The organism is Donghicola eburneus (assembly GCF_900115865.1).
GTDB classification, from domain to species: domain Bacteria; phylum Pseudomonadota; class Alphaproteobacteria; order Rhodobacterales; family Rhodobacteraceae; genus Donghicola; species Donghicola eburneus.
The window spans coordinates 109,927-133,894 of record NZ_FOXY01000006.1 but is presented as its reverse complement, the minus strand read 5'-3'; the positions used below and the strand labels follow the sequence as shown (position 1 = coordinate 133,894).

Below are 23,968 nucleotides of genomic sequence, written 5' to 3'. Positions count from 1 at the left end.
CAGGTGCAAAAGAGCGCGTGGTTTCAGGATTTAGACTTACCATTGCGTCCAGTTATTCCCCCCAGCGAAATATAGACAACGGTGCACCCAGCTCTGAGCGATCCAACAGCGCCCCAGAGACAGGCTTAAAATTCTCAGGTCGATAGGGTTTTCCAGCGAAGGGGTTTGCAAAAACGCGGGGATAGTAGCCGCCCTCAAACGCCTCGAGGTCTTGTACAATTGCGTTTCCCACCTGTTTCCAGCCGGCCTGAACCTTTGGAACGCGCGACGCAATGTTGGCTGTGACAGTCACATTCCGAGACGAGTCGGCGACTTGAATTCCAGGCATATTGGCAAAAGTGCCCCGAATCCCCGGCTCAGAGCGACGAGGCACACGAATCAAGGTATTCCGTCGGATGGTCAGGCCATCGGTCTCCCCCACGGTGATTCCATGAAAATGGTTATTCAGGATGAGATTCTCTTCGATTAAGATATCGCGGTAGTACATCGACAGATCGCCACCCTGCATATCGACCGCTTCGTTCCGCATGAAGATCGACTGCGTATGATCCCCATTTCCGACCGTCAAAAAGTTCCGCCGAATGACAACATCGGTGGTCGGATAATCAGCATTCATTGACCAAAACTGGATCATGTCAGCATGGTCGCGCGATGCAAAACTGCGGCGGAAATCACGGATGACGTTGCCCTCAACCCGCAAACCGGTGGCTTTGACAAAATTCATGCCGTCCGACCGCAGGTCATGGAGGTCGTTCTCGGCAATCAAGACATCTGTCCCTTCACCCACAACCAAACCTCGGTAGAACGACCGGATTTCGCTGCGCTGAAGAGTGAAACGTGTCACGTGCCGAGCGCTTAGGCCTATGCCAGCGGCATAACCGTTATCCTCGGGGCCGCGCCCTGACGCGACATCGCCGTCGAAAATCACATCGGTAAATCGGATATTCGTCGAGTCTTTGATATGAAAGGGACGGGTCTGACCCGGCGCGTCTCCGGCAGCAAAGATGTAGTCAAACAGCACGCCCTCAAATGCCAGATTGCGGGCGCCGGTAAGTTTCAACCGCGTAAAGATCGGCGGCGAGGCGGCTGCAGCTCGCAAAATCACGGGCTCTGCATAGACTGGCGGCACCGGCCCGTCAGCCCAAAGATCAAGCTCGCCGTAATCACCCGCTGCCAGCAATAAGACTTCGCCGCCTTTCGCCTGCTTCAACGCCTTGAACAAAGAAGCACGATCTTGCACGGAAATCTCCAGCGCCCAGAGGTTCATGGGCAAGCAGAACATTACAAAGAGTAAAAGCCATCGCATCTAGAACTGCCCCGCAATGCGCTGTGCGACATAGGCTGCGCCTTCGGAAGTGTAATGGTTTGAGTCGAACAGAAACGGCACGCCGTCAACCTCGGCAAGGCATTCTCCCATCGGACACGCGACATCCAAGAGCGATACATAGGTGGCGCCAGCCTGCTCAACCAGCTCATGCAATGCTCTGTCCCGGGACCACAAATCGGGTTGAAGATGAACAGCCTGCTGCGCCTGAATGGGAGCCCCCGACATCGCGGCTCTGGCCAATATTTTCGGGAGCGTAGCAGTGTATGTCACCGTGTCTCCCAGAACGACGACCTGCTCAACACCACTGGCGCGCAGATGGTGAATTCCCTTTACCAAAGAGTTTAGTTCTGACGGTCGCCAGACACCGCTGAGGGCAACAATTTTGGGCCGGTGGTTGGGCACCCAGTCATGGTAGATGAATCTACTCAGATCAGTGCAAAAATCTGTCGCATTGGGATCCGGCAGGGGACGACAATTGGTTGAGGACGCCTGCATGACGTTCAAATCGGGCCGCGCAGCCGCCAAAGCCTGCCACAAATGCGCGGCGTGGCTGTCTCCAAAGAGCAGAAGCGCGGGGCGCTCGTCTTTTTTGAGACAAGCGGCTTTGTCATAAGCCTCAAATCCCCCACTGTGCGGATCAAGATGACACGTATCGTATCGCCAACTTGCTTTGAACGACGGGGCATCGAAGTAGCTGTCGTACCTGTCCAACTCAGCGACCTGAGGCACATAGCCTCGGAGCATTGTCGGGGACACACTCAACCCCCAACCGACGCCAATCCCCGCGATTATGGCCAGCGCTGCTGGCCCAAGAACTGCCCCGTTCGTCACGCTCGACGGCATGGAGCGGAACGGCCGCTCGACATAGCGCGCGGAGACCACAGCAAGTGCAATGGACACCGCTCCCAGCGCGATCATTTCGGACAAATCAAGAACCGGATCGGTGCGCAGCTTCCACAGAACGATCACGGGCCAGTGCCAGAGATACAGAGAATACGAAATCCGTCCGAGCCAAACTGGTACTGGCCAAGATAGAACCCGAGAGACCGAGCCCCCATGCCCCGCAATAACGAAAACCGCACCGACGACTGGCAGAAGCGCCGCCGCGCCGGGGAACACTGTGTCTTCACTCAAGCCAAAGATTGCGACTGCGAGTAGCGCAAAACCTGCCAGACCGCTGATTTCTGCCACGCCTTTTGGCAAGCGCGGCGCAAAGAGTGCCAGTAGTGCACCCGCACCCAACTCCCAATAGCGCGTTGGCAAAAGATAGAAGCTGGCGCGGGGCATCTGATCACTTGCGTAGAACGATAGCCCAAGGCTGATCGCCACGCTTAGCCCAACCAGTTGTAAAAGCCATGGCCGTGCGTAGCGCCACATCAGCCAAAGTATAAGCGGCAAGATGATGTAGAACTGCTCTTCAATGCCCAAGGACCAAGTGTGCAGCAACGGGTTCTCTTTGGCGTCCGGCGTGAAATAATCGACTTGAGACCAGAAATGGAGGTTTGAGATAAAAAGCAGCGCCGCGATAATGGACTGACCCATCTCGCGCATTTCAGACGGCAACATGACACGTGAGCCGACGAGGGTCGTTACGGCCAAGACGACGCAGAGCGCAGGCAATATCCGAAGCGCACGTTTTCGGTAAAACCCGACAAGGCTGAACTGCCCTGCCTTAAGGTCGCGCATCAGAATTCGGGTGATCAAGTAGCCCGAAATGACAAAGAAAATGTCGACGCCAACAAAGCCACCCGGCACCCATGACACCCCGAGGTGGAACAGTAGCACCGACAGCACCGCAATAGCGCGCAAGCCATCGATATCAGCGCGATAGCCCATCTCAACAAAGCCCAAACAAAACACCCATAAACATGGATCAAAATGGTAAAATCATTAATAATCTGTGACTTAACTTAACAAATCAGCCGAGGATTGTCGCCAAGCTTTCTGCGGCCTAAGCGGACTCAAGCCTTCTTTCGCCGACGACTTTGGCAGGTACTCCGGCGGCGATGGCAAAGGCGGGAATGTCCTTGGTCACAACCGCACCCGCCGCAATGATCGCGCCATCCCCGATTGTGACGCCTGGCATGACCATAACGCGCGCGCCGAGCCAGACGTCATCGCCAATGACCACATCGGCTTCGTCCATCGCTTGCGAGGTTACGGGCTGCCCATCATTAAAGCGGTAATTCGCTGCCGTGACCAACACGCTTGGTCCCATCAGGACGTCGTTTCCGATATGGATCGCCCCAAAGGCAGGGCCCGCCCATAGCGTGCTCTCTGCGCCCAAATGCAGCCCCCGTCCCGCAGTTATGCGCTCGGGATTGGCAAAGCTTGTCGTCGGACTGATTTGCGACCCTGCCCCAAGTGTCAATTGCCGCCGCGGCGCCACATGCGTGTGATTGTAATGATTCACGATCCGCAACAGATGCAACCATGCTCTGGGGTCGAGTACGCCTGACAGCAAACGCCAGAACCTTTGGCCTTTGCTCAACCGAATTTTATGCGCAGGGCCGGAGAAAGGGGCAGAAGAATTCAAAGTATTCTCCACAATAAAGAAACAATACCTCGGGCACCCTACCCCATTCCGCACAAAGCAAAGACACTTTTTGCATCCTCGCGCGGGCGTTACGACATGTCAGGCACATTTGCTTGACCCTCAGGACAAAACAGACTTTGAGTGGCCCCATATTTTCAGCGTTTTTGGGGCTATTTTGTTAACCCGTCGTAAAATTCTTGTCGCTTTTCTGCTCGGACTGATTCCTTTGGCATCGTGCGCCGCACCCCGTATTATTGAGGGCGGCCTGACGCCTTATAATCCTGTAGGGTCCGCATTACTGGAACCGGCGGGCCGTGTCTGGATCCCCATAGAGGCGCCGATTACAGGCGGGCAATCAGGAATCCTCCCGATCAACAATGGCGACGGGTTCTGGATGGTCAGTGATCGCGGCACATTGACGGAGCTACAAGCTGACCGCGCCGACGATGGGCAGCTCGAACAACTCAAATTGGTGCGCAATTATGATCTCCGCATAGGTCATCCCGATGCCAATGTGGCACAGATGACAAATGACGCCGAGGATTTAGCCTATGGACCTGACGGGGCGATATATGTCTCGTTCGAGGGATACGGTCAGGTTGCGCGTCTAGGGGCAGATCACGTCACACGCGAAAATTTGGTAAACCCTGATGCGTTTGTCCGTGCCCAAGGAAACCGTCTTTTCGAAGCGCTGGCGCGGTTGCCTGACGGCAGTTTTATTGCCATCCCAGAAGAGCGCCCGCAGCATCTCAAACTCTTTGCATTCGGTTCAGCGCCGCGTGATGACAGCTCAATCCCCGTTGTCCACATCCATCCTGACCGGCGCCTAGAAAGCGGTTATGCGACACTGACCAGCGGCGGCTGGATTCCGATGTCGGACGGGTGGGCGATCTCTGCGGCAGATACTGCGGATGACGGCTCGGTTTGGGTTTTGGAGCGCGCAATCGGTTTCACAGGTTTTTCCAGTCGCATCCGGCGATTTTCCTTAACCGCCGATGGCCTACCGGACTGGGAAAACGGGCAGGTCATGCTAGAGACCCGCCCGGGAGATTTGGGAAATATGGAGGGTATGGCGCTGTGGAGACCCGCCCCTGATGCCCCTCTGCACATCACGCTGGTGTCCGACAACGACAACTCTAGCTTTCGCACCACGCTGGTGGCAGAGTACATCTGGCCGGACGCCCCCTGACTACCACATCGCTAGGATCGCGCTCGCTTCGGTCCCTGTCGCCCAAACACGCGCGGCACGGACGGGCAGCAGCGTTCCTGCAGGGACTGCCGCATAGGTCACTTCTTGCCCGCCAGCCATCGTCACATGCAGATCACCGCCCGCCCCTACGTATAAGGCGCGTGGCAACACTGTCAGGTCCGCTGCGTCATTGGGTGTAACGCTCTGTGCCGAACGAATGGGCGAAGTCAGGCTATCGCTGTAGTCTTTGAAAGGATCCATGGTCTCTTGCTCTGATTGTTTGCAAATGCGCAACATTTCTGGTCAACCATTCTTCCCAGCGGGTTTTTTCACCGCACGGTGGTAAAACATCGTTAATTTTTAAGTGCTGTTAATATTTTGACCCTCTTCGGACCTTGGTCCGAGACACCTGATTTATCGAGTTTTTCGTTTCATGCCCTCTTCGCCCGCGTCGTTTGAGCCAAAGTCCCGTCGTGTCTTGATTGTTGTCGAAAACCTACCCGTTCCGCTGGACCGCCGTGTCTGGCTCGAAGCGACGGCGCTGACAGCCGCGGGGTACCAAGTATCCGTGATCTGCCCGACAGGACGTGGATGGGATGCCGAGTTCGAAGTGATCGACGACGTACATATCTACCGCTACCCAGCCCCGCCAGAGGCGCACAGCGGCGCCAAAGCCTATGCTGTCGAGTATACTCTGGCGCTTTGGCATATGTTCCGATTGGCGCGAAAGATCTGGAAAGAGCGTGGCTTTGACGTGATCCATGGCTGTAATCCACCCGATTTGGTCTGGCTTTTGGCACTAGCGTACCGTCCGCGCGGGGTGCGCTACCTCTTCGATCATCACGATGTTTGCCCAGAACTCTTTGTGGCTAAGTTCGGCAAAAAGGGTCTCTTGTACAATGTGATGCTTCTGTGGGAACGGCTTACTTTTGCGTGCGCCAAGACCTCAATCGCGACCAACGAGAGCTTCCGACAAATTGCGATCAGGCGTGGGAAGATGAAGGCACAGGATGTCTTCGTCGTCCGATCTGCTCCCAAGGTCGAGAAATTCGAGATCCGGCCCGCCGACCCTGCCCTGCGCCAAGGATTCGGCACCGTGCTGGGTTATGTTGGCGTGATCGGCCAGCAAGAAGGCATGGACCTGCTGGTTGAGGCCGTTGATCACCTTGTGAACCGTGCGCAGCGCCCCGACGTACATGCCATCATCGTGGGTTTCGGCCCAGAACTGGACACCATCAAAACCGATGTGCAGCAGCGCCGGCTGACAGAGCACTTCACTTTCACCGGCGCGCTCTACGGGGATGATTTGCTCCGGGCGCTCAACAGCTGCGATATCGGGGTCGCGCCAGACCCGAAGAATGCGATGAACGACATCTCAACCATGAACAAGGTCATGGAGTACATGACGCTGGAGAAGCCCGTTGTTCAGTTCGATCTGACCGAAGGTCGCGTTTCGGCTGGGACCGCCTCGCGCTATGCCAAGGCAAACGATGCCACCGATTTCGCTGCCCAGATCGCTTGGCTCATGGATCACCCCGACCAGGCCCGCGAGATGGGCAGACGCGGGCGCGAACGGGTGTTCGAGGCCCTGTCGTGGGATCATTCTGTGCCGCAGCTGTTGGCCGCCTATGACCGTCTCTTCAGCTAAACCGCGCGGCACGGCCCCGCGCCCAGCCGTGCAAGACGGGCAGACGGCTCAGCACGAGGTGAGCCCAAAGCCGTGGGTTGCGCGGCGTGATGCAGCGCGCCGCCTCAAAGTATCGACGTGCCAAGGCCGGACGCCCGATCCGCATCAGGTAACTACCCGCCGCAGCGTAGTGACCAGCCATTTCTGGGCCCTTGTGCCCAGCACGGCGCAACTTGCCCGTAATGTAGGAATAGCTCAGCACCGAGTACCTTGGGTTGTGACTTATGTGGTCGTTTCCATGGCTCACGCGCGGGACATAGCTAAAGACGTAAAGTGGCTGTGGCACAAAGCCAAACTTGCCCTGTTGGGTCAGCCGCAAGGTAAAGTCCCAGTCCACGTTATTCCTGAGCCGCTCGTCAAAGCGCCCCGCTGCCAGAACTGCATCCTTTTTCAACAGCATGGTTGGCATGTCGATGAAATTACCACGCAGCGTTTCGGCAAACAGATCACCACTCAGCATCCGGCGATGGGGCGGCGGCAACACCCGCGCAGCCGCCATGCTGCGCATTTGTTCCGTCGTGTCCGTGTGGGCGATCGCCGCGCTGTAGACGCCGATATAGTCCTCTGGCAGCGTGCAAAGCAGGCGCATCTCTTGCTCGAACCGGTCGTGCAGACTGACGTCATCGCTGTCCATAAACGCGATCAGATCGTGAGTAGCAGAAGCGACACCAGTGTTGCGCGCCGCCGCTGCGCCCCCGTTCTGCGTACGTGTGACCAGCCGAACACGCGGGTCGTTCAGCGCAGCAACCGCCCCTTCGATATTGTCGGTCGAACAGTCGTCGATGACCAGAATTTCAAGATTGGGATAGGTCTGCCGGCAGATGCTGCCAACCGAGCGCGCCAAGGTTGCCGCACGATTGTAGACCGGGATGATGACACTGATAAAATCACCGTACTGCAAAGGATTGCCCCGCGGTAAAACTAATTAAAACAATACAATTCAACATGGCTCGCATACAGCGATCCTTGGTCAAAATTACTGTGAAAGCGTTTACGGTGCTACAAATTTATCGAGATATCTGGGGAATTCTGACCCAATCCGAGCGGAGGCAGTTCCTGCTTCTCTTGGGCATGACGCTCTGTATGGCACTGTTCGAAATCGCGGGCGTCGCCCTGATTATGCCGCTTTTGTCCTTGATCAACGATCCTTCTTTGGCTCAGACCGACCCCCTGATTTCCGCTTTCGCGAACCTGACCGGGTCAGAGGATCCGCGGCAAGTGACTCTGACCTTCGGAATGACCGTACTCATCTTGTTACTTTCAGGGATGGTCGTTAGGGGGGCAGGCACCTACGCGCAGACGCGGTTCTGCATCATGCGCGCCTACGGGCTGTCTTTGCGCTTGCTAGAACTGATCCTGTCACAGCCTTATGTCTGGTTTTTGCAGCGAAACACGGCAGAGTTCGGCCAGTCGCTGCTTTCTGAAATCGATCAAGTTGTTCGTCGCACGTTTTTACCCGCCGTGCTGCTCATATCAAACGTGACTGTCGTCGCGCTGATCAGCCTGACGCTGTTTCTGGCCAATCCCTATGTTGCTTTGGGCGCGGCGGGTTTGCTGACCGCGCTCTATCTGGGCCTTTACGCGGGCCTGCGCGGGCAGCTTGACGAAATGGGCCGCGCCCGAGTTCAACACAACCGCGCCCGCTTTCAAACGGTCAGCGAAATCGGTCAAAGCCTAAAGGAAATCAAGGTCATGGGCCTTGAGGATTTTAGCATCACGCGCTTTGATAAACCTGCCCTTGGAATGGCGCAAAGCCAAAGCACCGCCGCGATCCTGACGCGCCTGCCGCGCTTTGCGATCGAGGCGGCGATCTATGGCGGCTTTGTCGGAATTGTACTGCTCATGATTGTCTTTTCCGAACGGGATCTATCGCAACTGGTTCCGCTGTTCGGTTTGATCGGCGTGGCCAGCATGAAATTGTTCCCCGCCTTGCAGCAGATCTACGGAAACCTTGCCTACATCAAGTTCTCCAATGCCGCTTTTCAGGACCTTTGTCAGACCGCACGGACGCTGAAACTACGAACAAATCAAGACGATGGCGGCAGGCTGGAGGTGAAAAAAGGTATTCGGATTGATCACGTATCCTTTAAGTACCCAGATGCCGATGGGCCTGCGCTGCAGACCCTGTCCCTTGATATTCAAGCGGGCAGTTCCGTAGGATTTGTTGGCGGGACGGGAGCGGGCAAAACCACGCTGATCGACATCCTTCTGGGGTTGCTGCATCCCGATCAAGGCGATGTCAAAGTGGATGGCGTCCCAATAAACGGCAAGACGCTCGCAGCTTGGCAGCGCTGTGTCGGATACGTACCCCAATCCATCTTTCTGAGTGACACGAGCATTGCGGCAAACATCGCTTTTGGTGCAGAGCAGATCGACATGGACAGAGTTGTCCGCGCGGCCAAGATAGCGCAAATCCATGATTTTGTAATGGACACCCTGCCATCGGGCTATGACACGCAGGCAGGTGAGCGTGGGTCCAGTTTATCCGGGGGGCAACGCCAACGGATCGGGCTCGCCCGCGCGCTCTATAATACGCCAGAAGTTCTGATCCTCGACGAGGCGACCTCTGCCCTCGACAACATTACCGAGCGCGCGGTTATCGACGCCATTCACGCGTTGGACGGAGTGACTGTCATCATGATCGCGCACCGCCTTACAACCTTACGCGACTGCGATCAGATCATGATTCTTGAGCAGGGTACGATTGCAGAGTGCGGGACATATTCCCACCTGATGACCAATAGCGCGCGCTTTCGGCATATGGCGCAGCCCCAATCGGCCACTTCTTAAAAACCATTTCAACTATGGATCAAAGGAAGCGCGTCTCCCGCGCCGATGCCGCTTGTCTGCCACATTTCAGGTCTGATTTCTCCGGTCAATGAGCCTGTCTGCGTGGGGCAGGTGCAAGACGGGTGGGACCGGATATGACTGACCTTTATGTGTCCTCGGCCGAGGACCTTTATGCGGCGTTGGCACACGCCAAAGCGGGACAACACATCTACCTAGTGGCCGGAGAATACGATGATATCGCGATATGGTACGGTCTCGGAATCGATTTAGACCTGCACGGCGTCACACTCGCATCCGCAGACCCGAGCGCCCCCGCAGTCATTCATAATTTTGAGGCGAAGGGTGTCTCCAATCTCACCATCTCCGATGTCGTTTTCGACTACGACTATAGAGTCGGACAGCCCACCTACAAAAGACCGTTCGAGTTTATTGACTGCACTAATATCAAGCTGGATCAGGTAACATTCAACGGAGACGTGGCGACGGATCTCTCGCCCGAGGCAGACGGGTTTGGCACTGGAATTGGCCTTTCGGTCAGAGGCAACGACGGCTTCACCCTCACAGACAGCGCCTTGCACGGCTTCATGATCGGCGCGAGTTTCGGAAACAGCACGAATGTCAGTGTCACCGGAAACGACATCAGCGAAATGCGCATCGACGGCCTGACATTCACCAAGATGCAGAACGTTACGATCGCGGGCAACACGATCCACGATTTTCTCCGCAGCCCCACGGCTGGTGACCATGCCGACATGATCCAGTTTTGGACGAACGGAAACGTGACGCCGACCACAGACATCCGCATCCTGAACAACACACTAATGATTGCAGATGGCGACCCGACCCAAGGCATTTTCATCGGAAACGAAGCTCTGGCCCAAGGCTTTGGCGAAGAGATGTTCTATGATGGCCTCGAGATTTCTGGAAACACCCTACTCCTTGAGCACCTGAATGGCATATACGTGGGTGGCGCGCGCGATCTTGTTGTTTCGGAGAACACCGTGCTCAATCCCGCTTCTCAGGCAGAAGACAGTGCGCTTCCGCGCATTCGGGTCGATCCCGTTTCAAGCGATGTGACGATTGCAGGGAACCTCGTGACCGACATTTGGGGCGACAAAGGTCAATCAGACTGGCAGGTTTACGACAATATTGAACCCCGCGACGCAACCCCCGCAACTCTGGAACTGGTTAGTTCAGACACGACCATCTGCCGGCTTTTGCCACCAACCCCAGTGAGCGATAGTTTTCGCTTTGCACCTCATCAGGACGATCTAGAGCGGGCCGCGCCACAAGATGACATCCCGATCACCTGGGACCAAATCTCCGAGGCCGCCCAAATCACCGGGCAAATCGAAATGGCGATTACGCAAGCCGATGACACAAATGTTCACCTATATCTCAGTGAGCCTGAATTTATGTAACTCTGTTAACCAAATATATACTGCTCTATTGTGATAAATTAATCGAAAGGCCCAATCCAGCATCACTCTGCAACCCCAACGAAATCTCGCAAACTTTCGGCTCTGATTTTCTTGTTTTCCAAAAAGTTCGCGGATAACGTGTGCTCTATATAGAAATCCCATTGTTTTTATTTCGTAATTTTTGATTAAGGGATGCATCACGTGGAAGCGCAGCACGCAGCTGAGCGACGTCTCAAAGTACTGGTGATTGCCCCCTCCTTGGACGGCAATGATCTGAGCGAGCCCGAATGGGCCTATCGCTGGGTCGAGGCGTTGTCGCGCAAAGCAGATGTGACGGTTCTGGCATCCTCGCGCGAGGGCGCGGTGCCACTGGAAAAACAGCTGCCCTTGGCGCGCGTGATCACATGGCCAGAAATCCGCTGGCTCTACCAGAAATTCGAACGGTTCAACGCGATGGCCAAACCTGGCCTGCCTTTCTTCGTGCGCCAATGCCGCCGTTGGATCAAAGCGGCGCTTGCCAATGGCGAACGCTTCGATGTGGGCCATCAAATCCTGCCCCAAGGCATGCGCCACGCCTCAGCTTTTGCGGATTTTGATATCCCCTATGTTATCGGACCTTTGGGGGGCGGTCTAAAAACGCCCACAGGCTTCGAGGCCGAGGTGAATGCCTCGCGTGGATTGGCGAGCCGGCTACGCGATCTCGATGACTTCCGGCTCAGACACGACCCTGCCCTCCGCAGGACCTATCAGAAAGCCGCTCTGGTTTTAGGCGTCGCACCATATGTCCAAGATCGCTTGGCCGAGGTTGGCTTACAGCGGTTCCATGCGTTGCCGGAGCGTGGATACGGCAACTTTGCACCAGAGATTACCCGCCAATCCGCTGTGGGCCAGCTCACCCTTTTTCACGCCGGCAGGGTCATCCGCACTAAAGCACTGCGCGACACGATCCGCGCCCTGGCGCATCTGCGTGATTTGCCTGGCGTGCGCTTGGTGACGGCAGGCGACGGAGAGGACTTGCCCCTCTGCCGCGCCGAAGCAAAAAGCCTTGGCGTTGCGGACCGGATCAAGTTTTTGGGCCGCATCCCCAGAGGCGCGGTCGAGCAGCATTATGCCGCCGCCGACGTCTTTTGCTTTCCCAGCTTTCGTGAACCCATGGGCGGCGTCTTTTTCGAGGCGATGGCCCACAGTCTACCCATTATCACCGCCGCGAACGGCGGGCCCGATTTCTTGATTGATGACAGTTGCGGGATCAAGGTTCCAGTCACGAACCCCGATCAATTTTCGCGGGGAATTGCGGATGCTGTCCGCAAGCTTGCGATGAACCCTGACCTACGCCAACAGCTCGGCGCCGGAGCTCGCGCACGCCTGCAGTCTTTTGGCAGCTGGGACGACAAAGCTGATCTGATGTTAACCTTTTACACACAAATCATAGCGCAAGCTCACCCTAGACCTCTGCCCGAGCTGGAAAGAGCCACCTCATGAACACACCAGATTTGTCGATCGTGATCGTCGAATGGAATACCATTGATCTGCTGCGGGATTGTTTGCGGTCCGTATATGACAACGCCGCCGGTCTGGACCTGGAAGTGATCGTCGTGGACAACGCCTCAACCGACGGTTCTCCCGCTATGGTCGAGACCGAATTCCCGCAAGTTATCCAGCTCAAGAACACCGACAACCGCGGTTTTGCTGCTGCGAACAACCAAGGGTTTGAGCACTGTTCAGGGCGGCATGTGCTGCTGCTGAATTCCGACACCTATGTTCTGTCTGACGTTCTACTGCAATCGGTCCAATATCTGGATACCCACCCCAAGGTCGGCGCGATGGGTTGCCGCGTCCTGAACCCGGACAAAACCATGCAGCGCACCTGTTCGATGTGGCCGCGTCTCTTGGATCTCGTGTTCATGTCTTCTGGGCTTTGGAAACTCAAAAAGCCACAGCTCTTCGGCCGTTACCAGATGACCGACTGGAAGCGGGACACTGAACGAGATGTTGAAGTTATATCTGGATGCTACCTGATGGTGCGCCGAGAGGTTTTGCAAAGCGTCGGCCCGCTGGATGAGGATTTCTTCTTCTTTGGCGAGGAAACCGATTGGTGCCGCCGCATGCGCGATGCTGGATGGCAGCTCAAGTTCGCGCCAGTCGGAGAGATCGTGCATTACGGCAGTGCCTCGGCGCGTAAGCTTAACCACCGCCGTGATCTTATGCTGACGGATGCAACGATCCGCTTACACAGGAAACACGGCGGCGCTGGGTCTGCGGCAGCAGCATGGGCGATACTCTTTGGTTTCAACCTGTCGCGCGCCGCATTCTGGAGCCTGCGCTCGGCCTTGCACGCCCAAGGGGCATCGGATCGCGCCCGCCACTTCCGCAACGTCGTCTTTGGAATGGTCAAAGCTGAAATATGAAATCTCCCAGATTGCACATCGTCGGATCGTCCCCTCGATCCGGCACCACTCTGCTGTTTGAACTGATCTCTGCCTGCTTCGACATTCAGAAGATCGGAGACCACGAAGTCAGCCTTTTCAGCGCGCCGCGCACGATCACCGGACCCTATGCGTCGAAAAAGCCGACCGATTTAATCCACGCCGCACGTGTCCTGCGCTGGGACCCACAGCTGCACGTGATTTACATGCAGCGCGATCCTCGGGACGTGATCGTGTCAGAACACGGAAGCCGGCCCGGAGAATATTGGTGCGACTTTGATGTCTGGCGTCGGAATCAAGCGCTGCGTCACAAGATTGGGAATCATCCGAGGGTTTACGAGTGTCGCTATGAAGCGCTCGTTCGAGATCCGGATGCAGAGCAAGAGCGGATTGCTGAAGCTTTCTCTTTTCTCAACCCGCTTCACAGCTTTTCTGAATTCGAGCGAGTGTGCCATACCACCGACAGCGCAAACCTCGCCCTGAAGGGGGTGCGATCCGTCTGCGACAGCAGCGTCGGTACATGGCGCCGCGATCTGCCACGGATCGCCGCCCAACTTCAAAGCCATCCGGACATGGTAAGTGCGCTCGTCGACGCGGGCTACGAAGCAGATCTGTCTTGGACAGGGGAGCTACGGAATGTGGCGCCAGATCACCGCGAAAGCGTACGCAGTCTGCATAATGTGTTGCGGGACAAATCACGTCTGGCCACGGCGACCGCTCGGCTGATACGCCGCGGCCGAACCCTACGCGACGAAACTTTGTACGCATTTGGCTATCGCCGTGCGCTCTAATATTAGGCCGATGCAAGCTTTCCAAAGTCTGCGTTCGTCTCCAAAAGCTCATCATATGAGCCGCGAGCGACAATACGGCCTTTGTCCAACATAATGATTTGATCGCAAGCACGAACGGTCGGCAGCCTATGGGCGATCATGATCACCGTTTTCACGCCTGATAGTCCGCGAACAGAGTTCATCACGGCCTGTTCCGTCGGCCCATCCAAAGCAGATGTCGCCTCGTCCAGTACCAGAACGTCTGGATCGTGATACAGCGCCCGTGCCAGGCCGATCCGCTGCCGTTGACCACCTGACAGGAGCGCGCCCCCTTCGCCGACTTGGCTAGCATAGCCTTTGGGTAAATTCGTCACGATATGCTCGTGAATTTGCGCAAGCTGAGCGACGCGTCGCACACGGTTCGGGTCAATGTCCTGTTCAGGCACGCCAAACGCAATGTTCGCCGCGATGGTATCATCGCTCAGGAAGATGGCCTGAGGAACATAACCGATGTTCTGTTGCCAAGCACCGAGCTTTCCTTCGCTCAAGGGAACTCCGTCAACCAACACACGCCCTTGAGTTGGCAAAAGCCCAAGCAAGATATCGAGCAATGTGCTCTTTCCAGCGCCTGTCCCCCCCACGATGCCCAAAGAAGACCCCGCAGGAATGGAAATTGACACGTCAGACACTGCAGGCCGTATTGCGCCAGTGAACCGATAGCCAACGCCCTCTGCACGTAGGTCACGCTTTAGTCGAAGCCGTTGATTGGCCAGATGACGCGACGGCGTGTCGTCGTTCAATTGGCGATGGACGCGCTTGAGCGCATCGTGTGAAAATCGGAGGAGACTGATATCAGCGAAAATCTGTTGGAGGGCCGGGAAAAGCTTCAGGCTCGCGACCCCGAACAACCCAAAGAGCGGCATGAGCTGTGCTAAAGCGGCGTTGCCAGTGGCGTAACTGGTCATAACGAGCGTCACGAAGCCGCCATAGATCACCGCTTCCAAGGCGAATTTTGGCAGCTGCCCTAGAACGATAGCACTGGTGTGTGCCTCGGCCATACCCTTAGCAGGGCCGCGAAATCCCTCCAGCGCTTCCTTTTCTCTCCCGCTTGCTTTGAGCTCTTTGATCCCTTCGCCGATCTCCGACACATGTCGAAAGCGCGCCTGATTATGCTCTACTCTTTTTGCGCCTGCCTCTTTCAGGGGTCGGCGCAAAATGAGGATGACCAAACCGTAAACAAATGCGAGCAGTGCGGTGGCAGTCGCGGCGACAGTTGGGTTTGCGACAAACAAGACTGCCGCGATCAAGAGCGCGACGACCACGTTTGTCAGCAGCATAATGGCAGGCAGAATGGACTGCTGCACCACCAGATCGACCTCGGACAGCAAAGACTGGCTTAGATCCACCGATGTCCGGCCTAGATGCCAATCATATGGCCGGTGCAAATGCAGTGCGAGAAGGCGCCGCGCAATAGAGCGCCCGCGCATCATCGCAAATTTGGTTTGAGCATAAGACCCAAGGGCGCGAAACCCCATGCCTAGCAAGAGGACGCAAAGAACACCCAACCCGATCATAGCTGTGAAACGTTTCGCGTCCTCGATCCCAGTCATCTCTGCCAAACGGGCAAATTCGCCGCGCTCTGCGATCAAACTCGGGTCACCGACAAGCGCCAGAAAAGGGAAGATCGCGGCAAAGCTACCCATTTCGAACGCAGCCATCAGGACCGACAGAGCGATCAGGGTTAGGAAACGCTTTCGTTCTGCGCCCTGCAGCACGCCCCAGATCAGTCGGTAGTTTTGAAACATCGAACTGGACACCCGTCCGACGCGGGAAAATACCCGCCGGAAAATGAGAAACAATGGGCTGAGCTTATGCCTTAAAATCAATGGGGTCCAAACAATTGTGCAGCGTTCTCTGCCTTGCGGACGGACGACAGGACCGCAATCGGTGGCGACTGTGGCTGAGACGCTGGCAAAGCGTTCATCAAAGCAGGCAAGACAAGCTGCCGCGCACCTTCTGGGCTCAGGTGGTCATCATCCGCATACAGTAATGGAAGGCTGGTGAGGTCTTGTGCTGTTTCATCCGGCGCGCGGAGGCTCATGAATTCAGCTCCGTGCTTTCTTGCGATTCTTGCCAGAGCGGCATCGGCTGAAGCCAAGCGAGGCATCGGATTATGGGGCAAGTCTACCTCACTCCAACTTCCTAGCGTCCTGCTGTGCGCCAGATAGGCTTGCGGCAGATCCAGCCCAAGCTCGGGCACAGAACCGATTAGGACAACGCGCCTGCCCATCATACGGAGGTTCGAGACAGTGGCAGAGAGCGCCGATGCAGCCTCGATACGCTGACCATCAGACGATGCGAGGCGGAACTCTCCGCCCGCCTCTCCGGGCGCGCGTCCACCGGTAAGCATCAGCGGCCATCTCGCATGTATGATGATGGTTTCTACAGACCGGTTCTGGCGCAGCCAAGCCATGAGCGCGGCGTTTTTCGCAGCACACCCATGCTCAGAAGCACGGTCACTCCGGTTCACGCCAAGGATGGGAGGGCACCCTGCTTTGGTCGCTGCAACGGTCGGGCGCCCCGTGACGATTGCCCACTCCGAGAATGCAGGCAGCGCAGCGCCCGCGTGGGAGTCGCCCCAGACCAAAACCCGGGGCACTCGCTGCGGAAAATTCAGAGTGCATGGCGCGTCCATCGCGCCGCGTGACATGCAATCGGCGTGCAGCGCGGGCGCTTGTGTCGCTGCTTCGTAAACCGCCAACACGTCTGAAGGGATCCGAGCGGGCGCGCCACCACTGCGCAATGCAGCCACAGAAAGACACACTAGCGAAACGCAAATTGGGGCCAAAACAGCCGCTGTCACGGGCAAACTGCGGTGCCTCCGCATAGGTTCTTCGACCCAGCGGCGGGTCAGGTATGCTAGGGCAAAAGAGATAGCGATCGACACTAGCCCTAGCACGATGGGAAGATGGTAGATACCTGTGAGCAGCCGGAGCCCAACTTGCACCGGCCAGTGCCAGAGATATAGGCTATACGATAGCAGGCCGATCGCCACAAAAGCGGTGCTTCCCAGCACCTTGGATACGCTGTTTTCGCGCACCCCGCCTGCAATCACCAATGCAGCTCCAAAGACCGGCAAGAGTGCGTGATAGCCGGGCACCTCTGTGCCTGCGTCAAAAGCAATGACCGCACCAAAGATCATCGCCAAACCGGTGCCAACCGCGACAGCGGCAACCCGGTGTCCCAGTCGTGCCGGGGCTATGGCAAGCAGAGCGCCCACGCCGAATTCCCAAGCCCTAGCGGGCATCAGGTAGAAGGCCGCTGTGGGATGCTTCCCAGTGACTTCCCAAGCCCCCAAGAAGCCGGCCCCGGTCAGGAATAGAAGCAGAAAAGCGGCTGTCTTGGTTGAGAAACGGAGCAGCCCAATGAGCAGAATGGGGAAGAAAAGATAGAACTGCTCTTCGACCGCAAGCGACCATGTGTGAAGCAGCGGGGTGATCTCTGCAGCCGCGCCGAAATAGTTGCCGGTGTTTTGCCAAAGCCAGACGTTGGACCCCAGCATCAGGACGGAAAGAACAGACTGCCCGAGGGCTTCTAGCCCTTTGGGTGGCAACAAGAGCCAGCCCATCAAAACCGTCGCGACCAGTACAGTGAATAGTGCGGGCAAGAGCCGTCGCATGCGCCGAAGATAGAATTCTGCGAGGGAAAATCGCCCTTCGCGCAACTCATCACGGAGCAGCGCGGTAATGAGAAAGCCTGAAATGACAAAGAAAACGTCCACACCGACGAATCCACCCGCGAAACCCGGCAGACCGGCATGTCCCAAAACAACGGGCACCACAGCGACTGCTCGAAGCCCATCAATGTCTGGTCTGTAGGAAATCGCCAAGGGTGCAGCCTCCGACTGGGAACTCCGGTCAAAGACTGCGTTGCCTTGGTTAAAAAAAGGCTAAAACGTCAGGATGTGATCGGAACGCCAATCACCCCGCATCCATGGCTCGGTATTCTCTGTGGTGTGATTGTCACGGTGCCAACGGCAGCCACCAGACCCGCCGCAAAAGAGGTTGCGTAGACGTTTCCCGCACCTTCAACCGAAACGTGATCCAGACCCGAAAACCCCAATTCGCCCGCGGTATCAACACCATATGCCAATGCTGCCACGACTCCTCCGCTCGCACCCTCCAGAGTCAAAGAACCCGTACCAATATCTAACTGCGGCAGTCCGATTTCACGCCCCCGAATGCGCCAAATCGAAATTGCACCGCCTAACGGCTGCTTTTCCCAACTGCATTGTAAGGAAACCAGAGGCGTTTCTGGCGTCTCGAAAAGCGTCACCACTGACGCAGAGAGCGCCACACGGGTCGTGACCTCTTGAACACCGCGATAGAGCACCTGCGTCGTTTGACCGTTCAACGAAACACTGTCGGGATAGGCATTGCCACTTGATCGGTGCGCCGCTGTCAGAACGAGAAGCTGGTCACCCGACTGGATGTCATACGCGGCAACGTCAAAGCTGTTCCAATCGGGGATGCCCGCACTTTGCCAAACCAAAGCGACAGCCGCATGCGACACCGCACCAGACAGCTTTGAAAGCGCTTCAAAATACATTTGACCTAACGCTTCTTGCCCCGCGCGGTCAAAGTGCATGCCATCGCCGATGTCCGTCAAACTGTCATACTGCGCCCCATCCTGCGCTCGCGCTGTCGACAGGGCAGGCACACAGTAGGGCAGCGCTCTGATCTGCGCGCGCACTCGGTCAAAATCAGAGCTGGACGTGCCACTAAAGTTCCCTGGTTCACCCCAAACGAATGGCAACTCCGCTCCATAGCGCTCCCTAAGCCGTGCAATCAATTCCACCGCATTCCACTGATAACACGCATTCTTCTGGCCCGCGTCCCGCTCTCCGTTTTGCATGATGCCGGCAATGATTTCAGCTTTTGGGTGCCGAGCAAGGAGCACATCCAACAGTCGCGTTGTTTCATTGTAGAGCGGCCCGGTACCATCCGCGTACCACTCGTCCTTGAAACCCGTACCGCCTCGCGCAACTGGCAAAATGTAGAGCGGACGATCCGGATGAGCCTGACACCAGTGTGTTGCAAAGACGCGCACCGCATGGCCCGGTCCCCTGTCAAAATCCGTGGTCGCACCGGGGACACTTGGCAACCAAGTCAGATTCTTGGTCGGCGGCACCAAGGCGCCTGACGAAGGATCAAAAACCTGGACCTGACTTGGCCAAACCGCTGTTGTATCTGCCCCTGAGCGGTCCACCATGTTGGATTGCCCCATCGCCAATAACACGGCGGGCCGAACGGCGGCCTGAACGTGGCGGTGAGTTGAAACGCTAGCGCCTACTGAAATCTGCATGCCGCACCTCTTTGTTGCCGCAAGGGCATTGGAAATCCAGCAGAGTGTTTGTGAAGAATTCTTAAGCGGCAAAAAAGGCGCCGCGCGCTACGGCTGCGCGCCAGTGATTTGCCCAATCATCCAGAGCCCACGCACCGCACGCAGGCGAAGCAGCGTTAGAGCCGTGAGAACTTTTTCAGACACACAGAGTTTGTCAGTGCTCACAACTCGGGGTAGATGCGCGATCCCTGAAATCATGACCAACGCGGAGCGCACTGCCCATCGGAGTTTTCCGTAGGGCTTTCGCCTTTGATCTGACCATGCTTCTTGCGTCAAACGCCGCCATTTCCGCCGCAACGCCGTCCAATCCGACCGCGAAGGATGCCCCACGCGCAAACGCGGCTCGTAGACAATGTTCGCGCCCGCCTGAATGGCGCGATAGCACCATTCTTTGTCCTCTGGCACGCCATCGATGAAAGGCCCCGCGCGCTCGAAAAGTTCTCGCGTTGTCAGTAAGTTCGCTGTCACAGCGAAGCCCATCTGTTCGACATATGCCTGGCAATCAAAGGCAAAGAGCGCTTCGAACCCCTGCGCGCCGCTTCTGCGGCCCACGCTTTCATCAAAAACCTCGACCTCGCCTCCGACAATACTCGCGCGATCACACACCACACGCGCTTGATCCAGCCAGTCCGGCGCGGGAACGCAATCAGCATCCAAGAACCACAGGCGCGGTGCGGTCGTCTCTGCGACGCCGCGATTGCGGGCGTTTGCGGCACCTTTGAGCGGCTCTACCACCAATCGAAGCCCCGGAAATTCACCTGAAACCACAACGGCAGGTGACGAACCATTGTCCACGACCATCACCTCGATGTCCTCTGGGACGCCAGCATGCCAAAGTGCCCCAAGGCACCGCTGCAACCGTTCATGATCATTGAAATGGGGAATGATTACAGCGGCGAAGGGTCGCCTAGTAATAGTCATGGTAAGAGCCGGTGTACTCGTCGGAATAGTTACATTTATTCAAGACGATCCCCGCCACGTTGGTCAGATCTGCCACCTGACGCTCCAAGATATCTATCTGCTTAAGAGGTGTTTTTTCTGCCTCAATCACGATCAGAGCCGCATCAACCAAGCGCAGAAAACCGTGGGCGTCGTCTGCCACCATCATCGGCGGCATGTCGAACAGGATCAGATCGGCAGAGTATTTTTCCTCAATGTGACCGATCAATTCCGCCGTCCTTGCGCTCTGCAGTAGTTCCGCGGGTTGGTGGACCGGCAGGTCGTTCATCGCAAAGCCCATATTTGTCCCGAGCCGACGGACATGCTGCTCGAACGCCACTTCTCCGCGGATCACTTGCCCCATGTTGGTCTGCAGATGCTGGCCCAGCAGACGCGCCATCGAAGGCCGCCGCAGATCGAAATCGACAGCAAAAGTCCGCAGGTCTTTTTGACGGGAAAAGGACAGCGCCAGATTTGCGACCGTTGTCGATTTTCCCGCGTCCGCGTTCGCGGAAATGATCGCGACTCGTTTCCAGCCATGTTGACGCACAAGCCGCAGCAACTTCGTTCGAAGCAGGTCAAACGGAGCTGCGTCCGCCCCGCCCTTGAAGGCGAAAAGTCGGTGAAGCTGCCACACGTCAGTATTCACCTCTAGCTCTGGCAGAGTCTGCCAAACGTCGTCGATCACCGAGGAACGGCGACGGCGAGTTGGTATCACACTCCCGCGCGCTTTGCGGCGGGGCGCTTCTGCCGCTCCGCCTTCGCGCTGTGCTCGCGCCTTCTGCAAGGCGGCCTGTAGTCGTTCCATCGCCGTCTCCTCAGCCTCTGAGATGCAGTTTGTCCATGACCCGCGCCGCAATCAGGTCGAGCGGAAGGTAATGAACATGCAGTAAGTAGATCATCGCCGGAATCACCGTGACCCCAACCAAAACCGCAGCCCCAAAGGACAGCCGCCGGATCATCCTCTGGCGGCGTGTGCGCAAATAGGGAATGGTCGCAATGGGTGTGACCCCCAAGCGCCGAACGAGGTCAGCCGGGCGACGCACCGTACGGTTCAGCATCTCTAGCGCAAAGATAAGCCCGAGGCCGACCGCGATGCCCAAGAAGGTGCCACCGCCCGCGATCAACGGCCTATTCGGCTTGGTCGGAGCTGAGGGAGCCGTTGGTTGTTCGACCACCGTGATCCGACGCCCGCGCGACAGCGCCTCAATCCGCTCGCCGGTCGAGGCACGCGCCAAACGATCCACCGCTTGATTATACTGTTCTTGAATGTTCCTGTGATCGCGCTCCAATGCATCTAGCGCGATCGCATTCGCTGGAGTGACAGCGATGCTCTCGGTCAAAGTCTGCATCTGTGCCTCCAACTGCGCCTTTTGCTCTTCCAAGAAGGCAAGGCGTGTGTCCGCTTCTTCCATCTGCAAGCTAAACATGGCACGCGCCGGATCCTGATCCGCCGCATCGTCCTGATCGATGCCAGCACTCACCAACTTTTGCGCTTGGGCGACTTGAGCCTTCAGCGCCAGCACACGCGGGTGGTTGTCGGAATATATCGACGAAAGGCCGCTCAGCTCCGCTTCTAGCGTTCTAAGACGCATTTCTTCAGGCGTTTGCGCCGCCCCCGTCTCCACCCGGCCTGTTGAGTTAAAGACCTGTACCAACCGTTCTTTCTGCTCACTCAGACTGGTAATCTCGTGCTGAATTTGCAGCAGCCGTTCTTGCTGGTTCAGCAATACTGTTCGGCGATACTCCAGACTTTCCGGCAAGGCATCGGCGTGTTCGTTCTTAAAGCTCAAGATTTTCGCGCTCTGAGCGCTCAGTTCAGATCCTAGTCTCTTCACCTCTTGGTCGAAAAACTCTTGGGTCTGCCCCGCACGCGTTGTGCGGTACTGCGCCTCTTCGCGCAAAATCAGAGTCAGATACTCGTTCAGAACACCTGCTGCCTTCTGCGCATCAGTTGCCTCAAAACTGATGAGCATCAGCGTCGCCTCCTGGCGCCCGCCTGAGATGCGAATACTCGTCCGCGCGCGCATGGCATCGACAATCTGATCCGGCGACATTTCACCAACATTTTCAGGCACTTGAATCCTGCGCGATATCTCGAGCAAGTTTGCCCGTGTCAGCAATCGCGTCTCAAAAATCTGCAATTGCTCCTGTGCCGAGGTTTGAACCGTCGATTCGGCCAGATCTCCTGGGATTTGCGAACTTTCGACCAGAAGTCGCACCTGGCTCACATAGGCCGGCGGCAAACTGATTGCAGTGAGAATAGCGAGGGTGGAAATCCCCCCTGCCACCACCAAAAACCATGGCAATCGTCTGAGAAAGATCGCAAACGCGTACTTCACTTCGTGCATCAAGCTTGTTGCTCCTTCTGAGCCCCACCCAAAAGTTGCGCGCCAAAGAACACCTTGTCCTGAAGCACCGCCTCGACCGTCTCGGCCGACACAACTTCTTCGTCATCCGTCCAAGCGTACATCAGGGACAAATCGCATAACTGATTGACTAAGCGCGGAATTCCGTCGGTATTTTTGTGGATCAGTACCAGCGCGCCGTCCGAAAATTCATCGCCAGATCCGCCAGCTGACTGCAGCCGGTGACGCACGTAATCCTGCACTTCCTCGCCGCGCATAGGCCCCAAGTGGAAACTCGCGGCAATCCGCTGCGCGACCTGCTTGAGCTTGGGGCGCAGGATGCGATCACGCAGTTCGGCTTGACCCACGAGGATCAGCTGAAACACCTCATCCTGAACCGAGTTCACGTTGGTCAACATGCGCAACTCCTCAAGCGCGTCGACGGACAAATTCTGCGCTTCGTCGATAATCAGAATGACACGTCGTCCGCTCGCATACTCCTGCACTAGAAAATCCACAAAAACCTGATACCGATGCACATCGTCCGGATGATCTTCAGGCACCTGAAGGCCAAAGGCATTCAGCACCCAGCGCATCAGGTCCTCCCGCGCACCGGCAAAATTCGAAATGAGACCAACCGACAGATCCTCTTCCATGCGGTTCATCAACTGTCGCAGCAAAGTGGTCTTTCCCGACCCAATTTCACCCGTGACCAGCGTGATCGGCGCGCGTGACAAAATTCCGATTTCGAGAACCGAATACGCACGGCGATGCTCAGGGGACCAGAACAAAAAGTCGGGATCAGGAAGCAGGGTGAACGGGCGCTGCTTCAACCCGAAATGGGCAGCGTACATGGCACCGGAAGACATACACAAAAACCTTTTGGAAAAATCAGCTAACACGTCACCTCGCCCGAGAATACGGAAGGCGATAGTCGGTCGCAGTCCTGCAGGCGTAGCCGCCCCACCCAATGCGGAATGGCAGCGCCAGATCAGGCGCAGCATTCAAATCCCTATGGCGAAGAAACAAAACAACCACGACACTGACCCGCGAAACACACACGAATAACAAGGCAATATTGTGCTTAACTTACAATTAATGCAACAGAGCAAATAAATATCAATTTCATAGT

19 protein-coding genes are annotated in these 23,968 nt (G+C 56.7%); 7 read left to right on the top strand and 12 right to left on the bottom strand.

Features of this window, described 5'->3' with window-relative positions; all coding sequences use genetic code 11:
* Positions 1–52: 52 nt before the first annotated feature.
* From BM225_RS12250 to BM225_RS22145, 3 genes are all read right to left on the bottom strand, one after another.
* On the bottom strand, positions 53–1,240 hold the full coding sequence (locus BM225_RS12250; protein WP_177218615.1) for a right-handed parallel beta-helix repeat-containing protein: 1,188 nt from the start codon (positions 1,238–1,240) through the stop codon (positions 53–55).
* A 66-nt stretch (positions 1,241–1,306) separates the two neighbouring features.
* A complete protein-coding gene (locus BM225_RS12245) occupies positions 1,307–3,178 on the bottom strand; it encodes an acyltransferase family protein (protein ID WP_245780477.1) in 1,872 nt (623 codons plus the stop codon).
* 100 nt (positions 3,179–3,278) lie between these two features.
* Positions 3,279–3,614, bottom strand: a complete 336-nt coding sequence (locus BM225_RS22145; protein ID WP_245780476.1) for an acyltransferase — start codon at positions 3,612–3,614, stop codon at positions 3,279–3,281.
* 196 nt (positions 3,615–3,810) lie between these two features.
* On the opposite strand from BM225_RS22145, the gene BM225_RS12235 reads away from it, so the two are divergent.
* Entirely contained in the window at positions 3,811–5,052 is a 1,242-nt protein-coding gene (locus tag BM225_RS12235) for an esterase-like activity of phytase family protein (protein WP_245780475.1), read from the top strand.
* Here the strand turns inward: BM225_RS12235 and BM225_RS12230 are convergent, their stop codons facing one another.
* Positions 5,053–5,313, bottom strand: a complete 261-nt coding sequence (locus BM225_RS12230; RefSeq protein WP_072702808.1) for a spike base protein, RCAP_Rcc01079 family — start codon at positions 5,311–5,313, stop codon at positions 5,053–5,055.
* Between the two features lie 172 nt (positions 5,314–5,485).
* Between BM225_RS12230 and BM225_RS12225 the strand changes: the two genes are divergently transcribed.
* Positions 5,486–6,700, top strand: coding sequence for a glycosyltransferase family 4 protein (locus tag BM225_RS12225; RefSeq protein WP_092464608.1), 1,215 nt, complete (start codon positions 5,486–5,488; stop codon positions 6,698–6,700).
* On the opposite strand, the gene BM225_RS12220 is transcribed toward BM225_RS12225, so the two are convergent.
* A complete protein-coding gene (locus tag BM225_RS12220) occupies positions 6,693–7,640 on the bottom strand; it encodes a glycosyltransferase family 2 protein (RefSeq protein WP_092464606.1) in 948 nt (315 codons plus the stop codon). The two genes, BM225_RS12225 and BM225_RS12220, sit on opposite strands and share 8 nt — an antisense overlap.
* Before the next feature lie 182 nt (positions 7,641–7,822).
* Between BM225_RS12220 and BM225_RS12215 the strand changes: the two genes are divergently transcribed.
* From BM225_RS12215 to BM225_RS12195, 5 genes are all read left to right on the top strand, one after another.
* Positions 7,823–9,529, top strand: coding sequence for an ABC transporter ATP-binding protein (locus BM225_RS12215; RefSeq protein WP_177218612.1), 1,707 nt, complete (start codon positions 7,823–7,825; stop codon positions 9,527–9,529).
* A 134-nt stretch (positions 9,530–9,663) separates the two neighbouring features.
* Positions 9,664–10,950 carry a right-handed parallel beta-helix repeat-containing protein gene (locus BM225_RS12210; RefSeq protein WP_092464602.1) on the top strand — a complete coding sequence of 429 codons (1,287 nt, stop codon included), beginning with the start codon at positions 9,664–9,666 and terminating at the stop codon, positions 10,948–10,950.
* A 201-nt stretch (positions 10,951–11,151) separates the two neighbouring features.
* Positions 11,152–12,432 carry a glycosyltransferase gene (locus BM225_RS12205; protein WP_245780474.1) on the top strand — a complete coding sequence of 427 codons (1,281 nt, stop codon included), beginning with the start codon at positions 11,152–11,154 and terminating at the stop codon, positions 12,430–12,432.
* Positions 12,429–13,358 (top strand): glycosyltransferase family 2 protein, encoded by a 930-nt coding sequence (locus BM225_RS12200; protein WP_092464598.1) that lies wholly within the window; start codon positions 12,429–12,431, stop codon positions 13,356–13,358. The genes BM225_RS12205 and BM225_RS12200 overlap by 4 nt, the downstream gene beginning before the upstream one ends.
* A complete protein-coding gene (locus BM225_RS12195) occupies positions 13,355–14,167 on the top strand; it encodes a sulfotransferase family protein (protein ID WP_092464596.1) in 813 nt (270 codons plus the stop codon). Before BM225_RS12200 ends, BM225_RS12195 begins: the two co-directional genes overlap by 4 nt.
* 2 nt (positions 14,168–14,169) lie before the next feature.
* Here BM225_RS12195 and BM225_RS12190 read toward each other — a convergent pair whose 3' ends face one another.
* The 7 genes from BM225_RS12190 to BM225_RS12160 form a co-directional block, all read right to left on the bottom strand.
* Positions 14,170–15,951, bottom strand: a complete 1,782-nt coding sequence (locus BM225_RS12190; protein ID WP_092464594.1) for an ABC transporter ATP-binding protein — start codon at positions 15,949–15,951, stop codon at positions 14,170–14,172.
* 77 nt (positions 15,952–16,028) lie between these two features.
* Positions 16,029–18,035 (bottom strand): acyltransferase family protein, encoded by a 2,007-nt coding sequence (locus tag BM225_RS12185; RefSeq protein ID WP_092464591.1) that lies wholly within the window; start codon positions 18,033–18,035, stop codon positions 16,029–16,031.
* A gap of 68 nt (positions 18,036–18,103) precedes the next feature.
* Entirely contained in the window at positions 18,104–19,510 is a 1,407-nt protein-coding gene (locus BM225_RS12180; protein ID WP_092464589.1) for a sialate O-acetylesterase, read from the bottom strand.
* An 87-nt stretch (positions 19,511–19,597) separates the two neighbouring features.
* Entirely contained in the window at positions 19,598–20,470 is an 873-nt protein-coding gene (locus BM225_RS12175) for a glycosyltransferase family 2 protein (RefSeq protein WP_092464587.1), read from the bottom strand.
* The gene (locus tag BM225_RS12170) at positions 20,457–21,296 is read right to left on the bottom strand and encodes a CpsD/CapB family tyrosine-protein kinase (protein WP_092464585.1); all 840 of its coding nucleotides are present in this window, start codon (positions 21,294–21,296) and stop codon (positions 20,457–20,459) included. Before BM225_RS12170 ends, BM225_RS12175 begins: the two co-directional genes overlap by 14 nt.
* A gap of 10 nt (positions 21,297–21,306) precedes the next feature.
* The gene (locus tag BM225_RS12165; protein WP_143095378.1) at positions 21,307–22,464 is read right to left on the bottom strand and encodes a GumC family protein; all 1,158 of its coding nucleotides are present in this window, start codon (positions 22,462–22,464) and stop codon (positions 21,307–21,309) included.
* 374 nt (positions 22,465–22,838) lie between these two features.
* The gene (locus BM225_RS12160; protein WP_092464581.1) at positions 22,839–23,705 is read right to left on the bottom strand and encodes an ExeA family protein; all 867 of its coding nucleotides are present in this window, start codon (positions 23,703–23,705) and stop codon (positions 22,839–22,841) included.
* Between the last annotated feature and the right edge of the window lie 263 nt (positions 23,706–23,968).

Bases quoted from the DNA above. Each gene is read 5' to 3' on its own strand.
- BM225_RS12175 (WP_092464587.1), bottom strand. From the start codon at position 20,470: ATGACTATTACTAGGCGACCCTTCGCCGCTGTAATCATTCCCCATTTC.
- BM225_RS12195 (WP_092464596.1), top strand. From the start codon at position 13,355: ATGAAATCTCCCAGATTGCACATCGTCGGATCGTCCCCTCGATCCGGC.
- BM225_RS12165 (WP_143095378.1), bottom strand. From the start codon at position 22,464: ATGCTCATCAGTTTTGAGGCAACTGATGCGCAGAAGGCAGCAGGTGTT.
- BM225_RS12215 (WP_177218612.1), top strand. From the start codon at position 7,823: ATGGCACTGTTCGAAATCGCGGGCGTCGCCCTGATTATGCCGCTTTTG.
- BM225_RS12160 (WP_092464581.1), bottom strand. From the start codon at position 23,705: ATGTCTTCCGGTGCCATGTACGCTGCCCATTTCGGGTTGAAGCAGCGC.
- BM225_RS12230 (WP_072702808.1), bottom strand. From the start codon at position 5,313: ATGGATCCTTTCAAAGACTACAGCGATAGCCTGACTTCGCCCATTCGT.
- BM225_RS12190 (WP_092464594.1), bottom strand. From the start codon at position 15,951: ATGTTTCAAAACTACCGACTGATCTGGGGCGTGCTGCAGGGCGCAGAA.
- BM225_RS12180 (WP_092464589.1), bottom strand. From the start codon at position 19,510: ATGCAGATTTCAGTAGGCGCTAGCGTTTCAACTCACCGCCACGTTCAG.
- BM225_RS12170 (WP_092464585.1), bottom strand. From the start codon at position 21,296: ATGGAACGACTACAGGCCGCCTTGCAGAAGGCGCGAGCACAGCGCGAA.
- BM225_RS12225 (WP_092464608.1), top strand. From the start codon at position 5,486: ATGCCCTCTTCGCCCGCGTCGTTTGAGCCAAAGTCCCGTCGTGTCTTG.
- BM225_RS12210 (WP_092464602.1), top strand. From the start codon at position 9,664: ATGACTGACCTTTATGTGTCCTCGGCCGAGGACCTTTATGCGGCGTTG.
- BM225_RS12200 (WP_092464598.1), top strand. From the start codon at position 12,429: ATGAACACACCAGATTTGTCGATCGTGATCGTCGAATGGAATACCATT.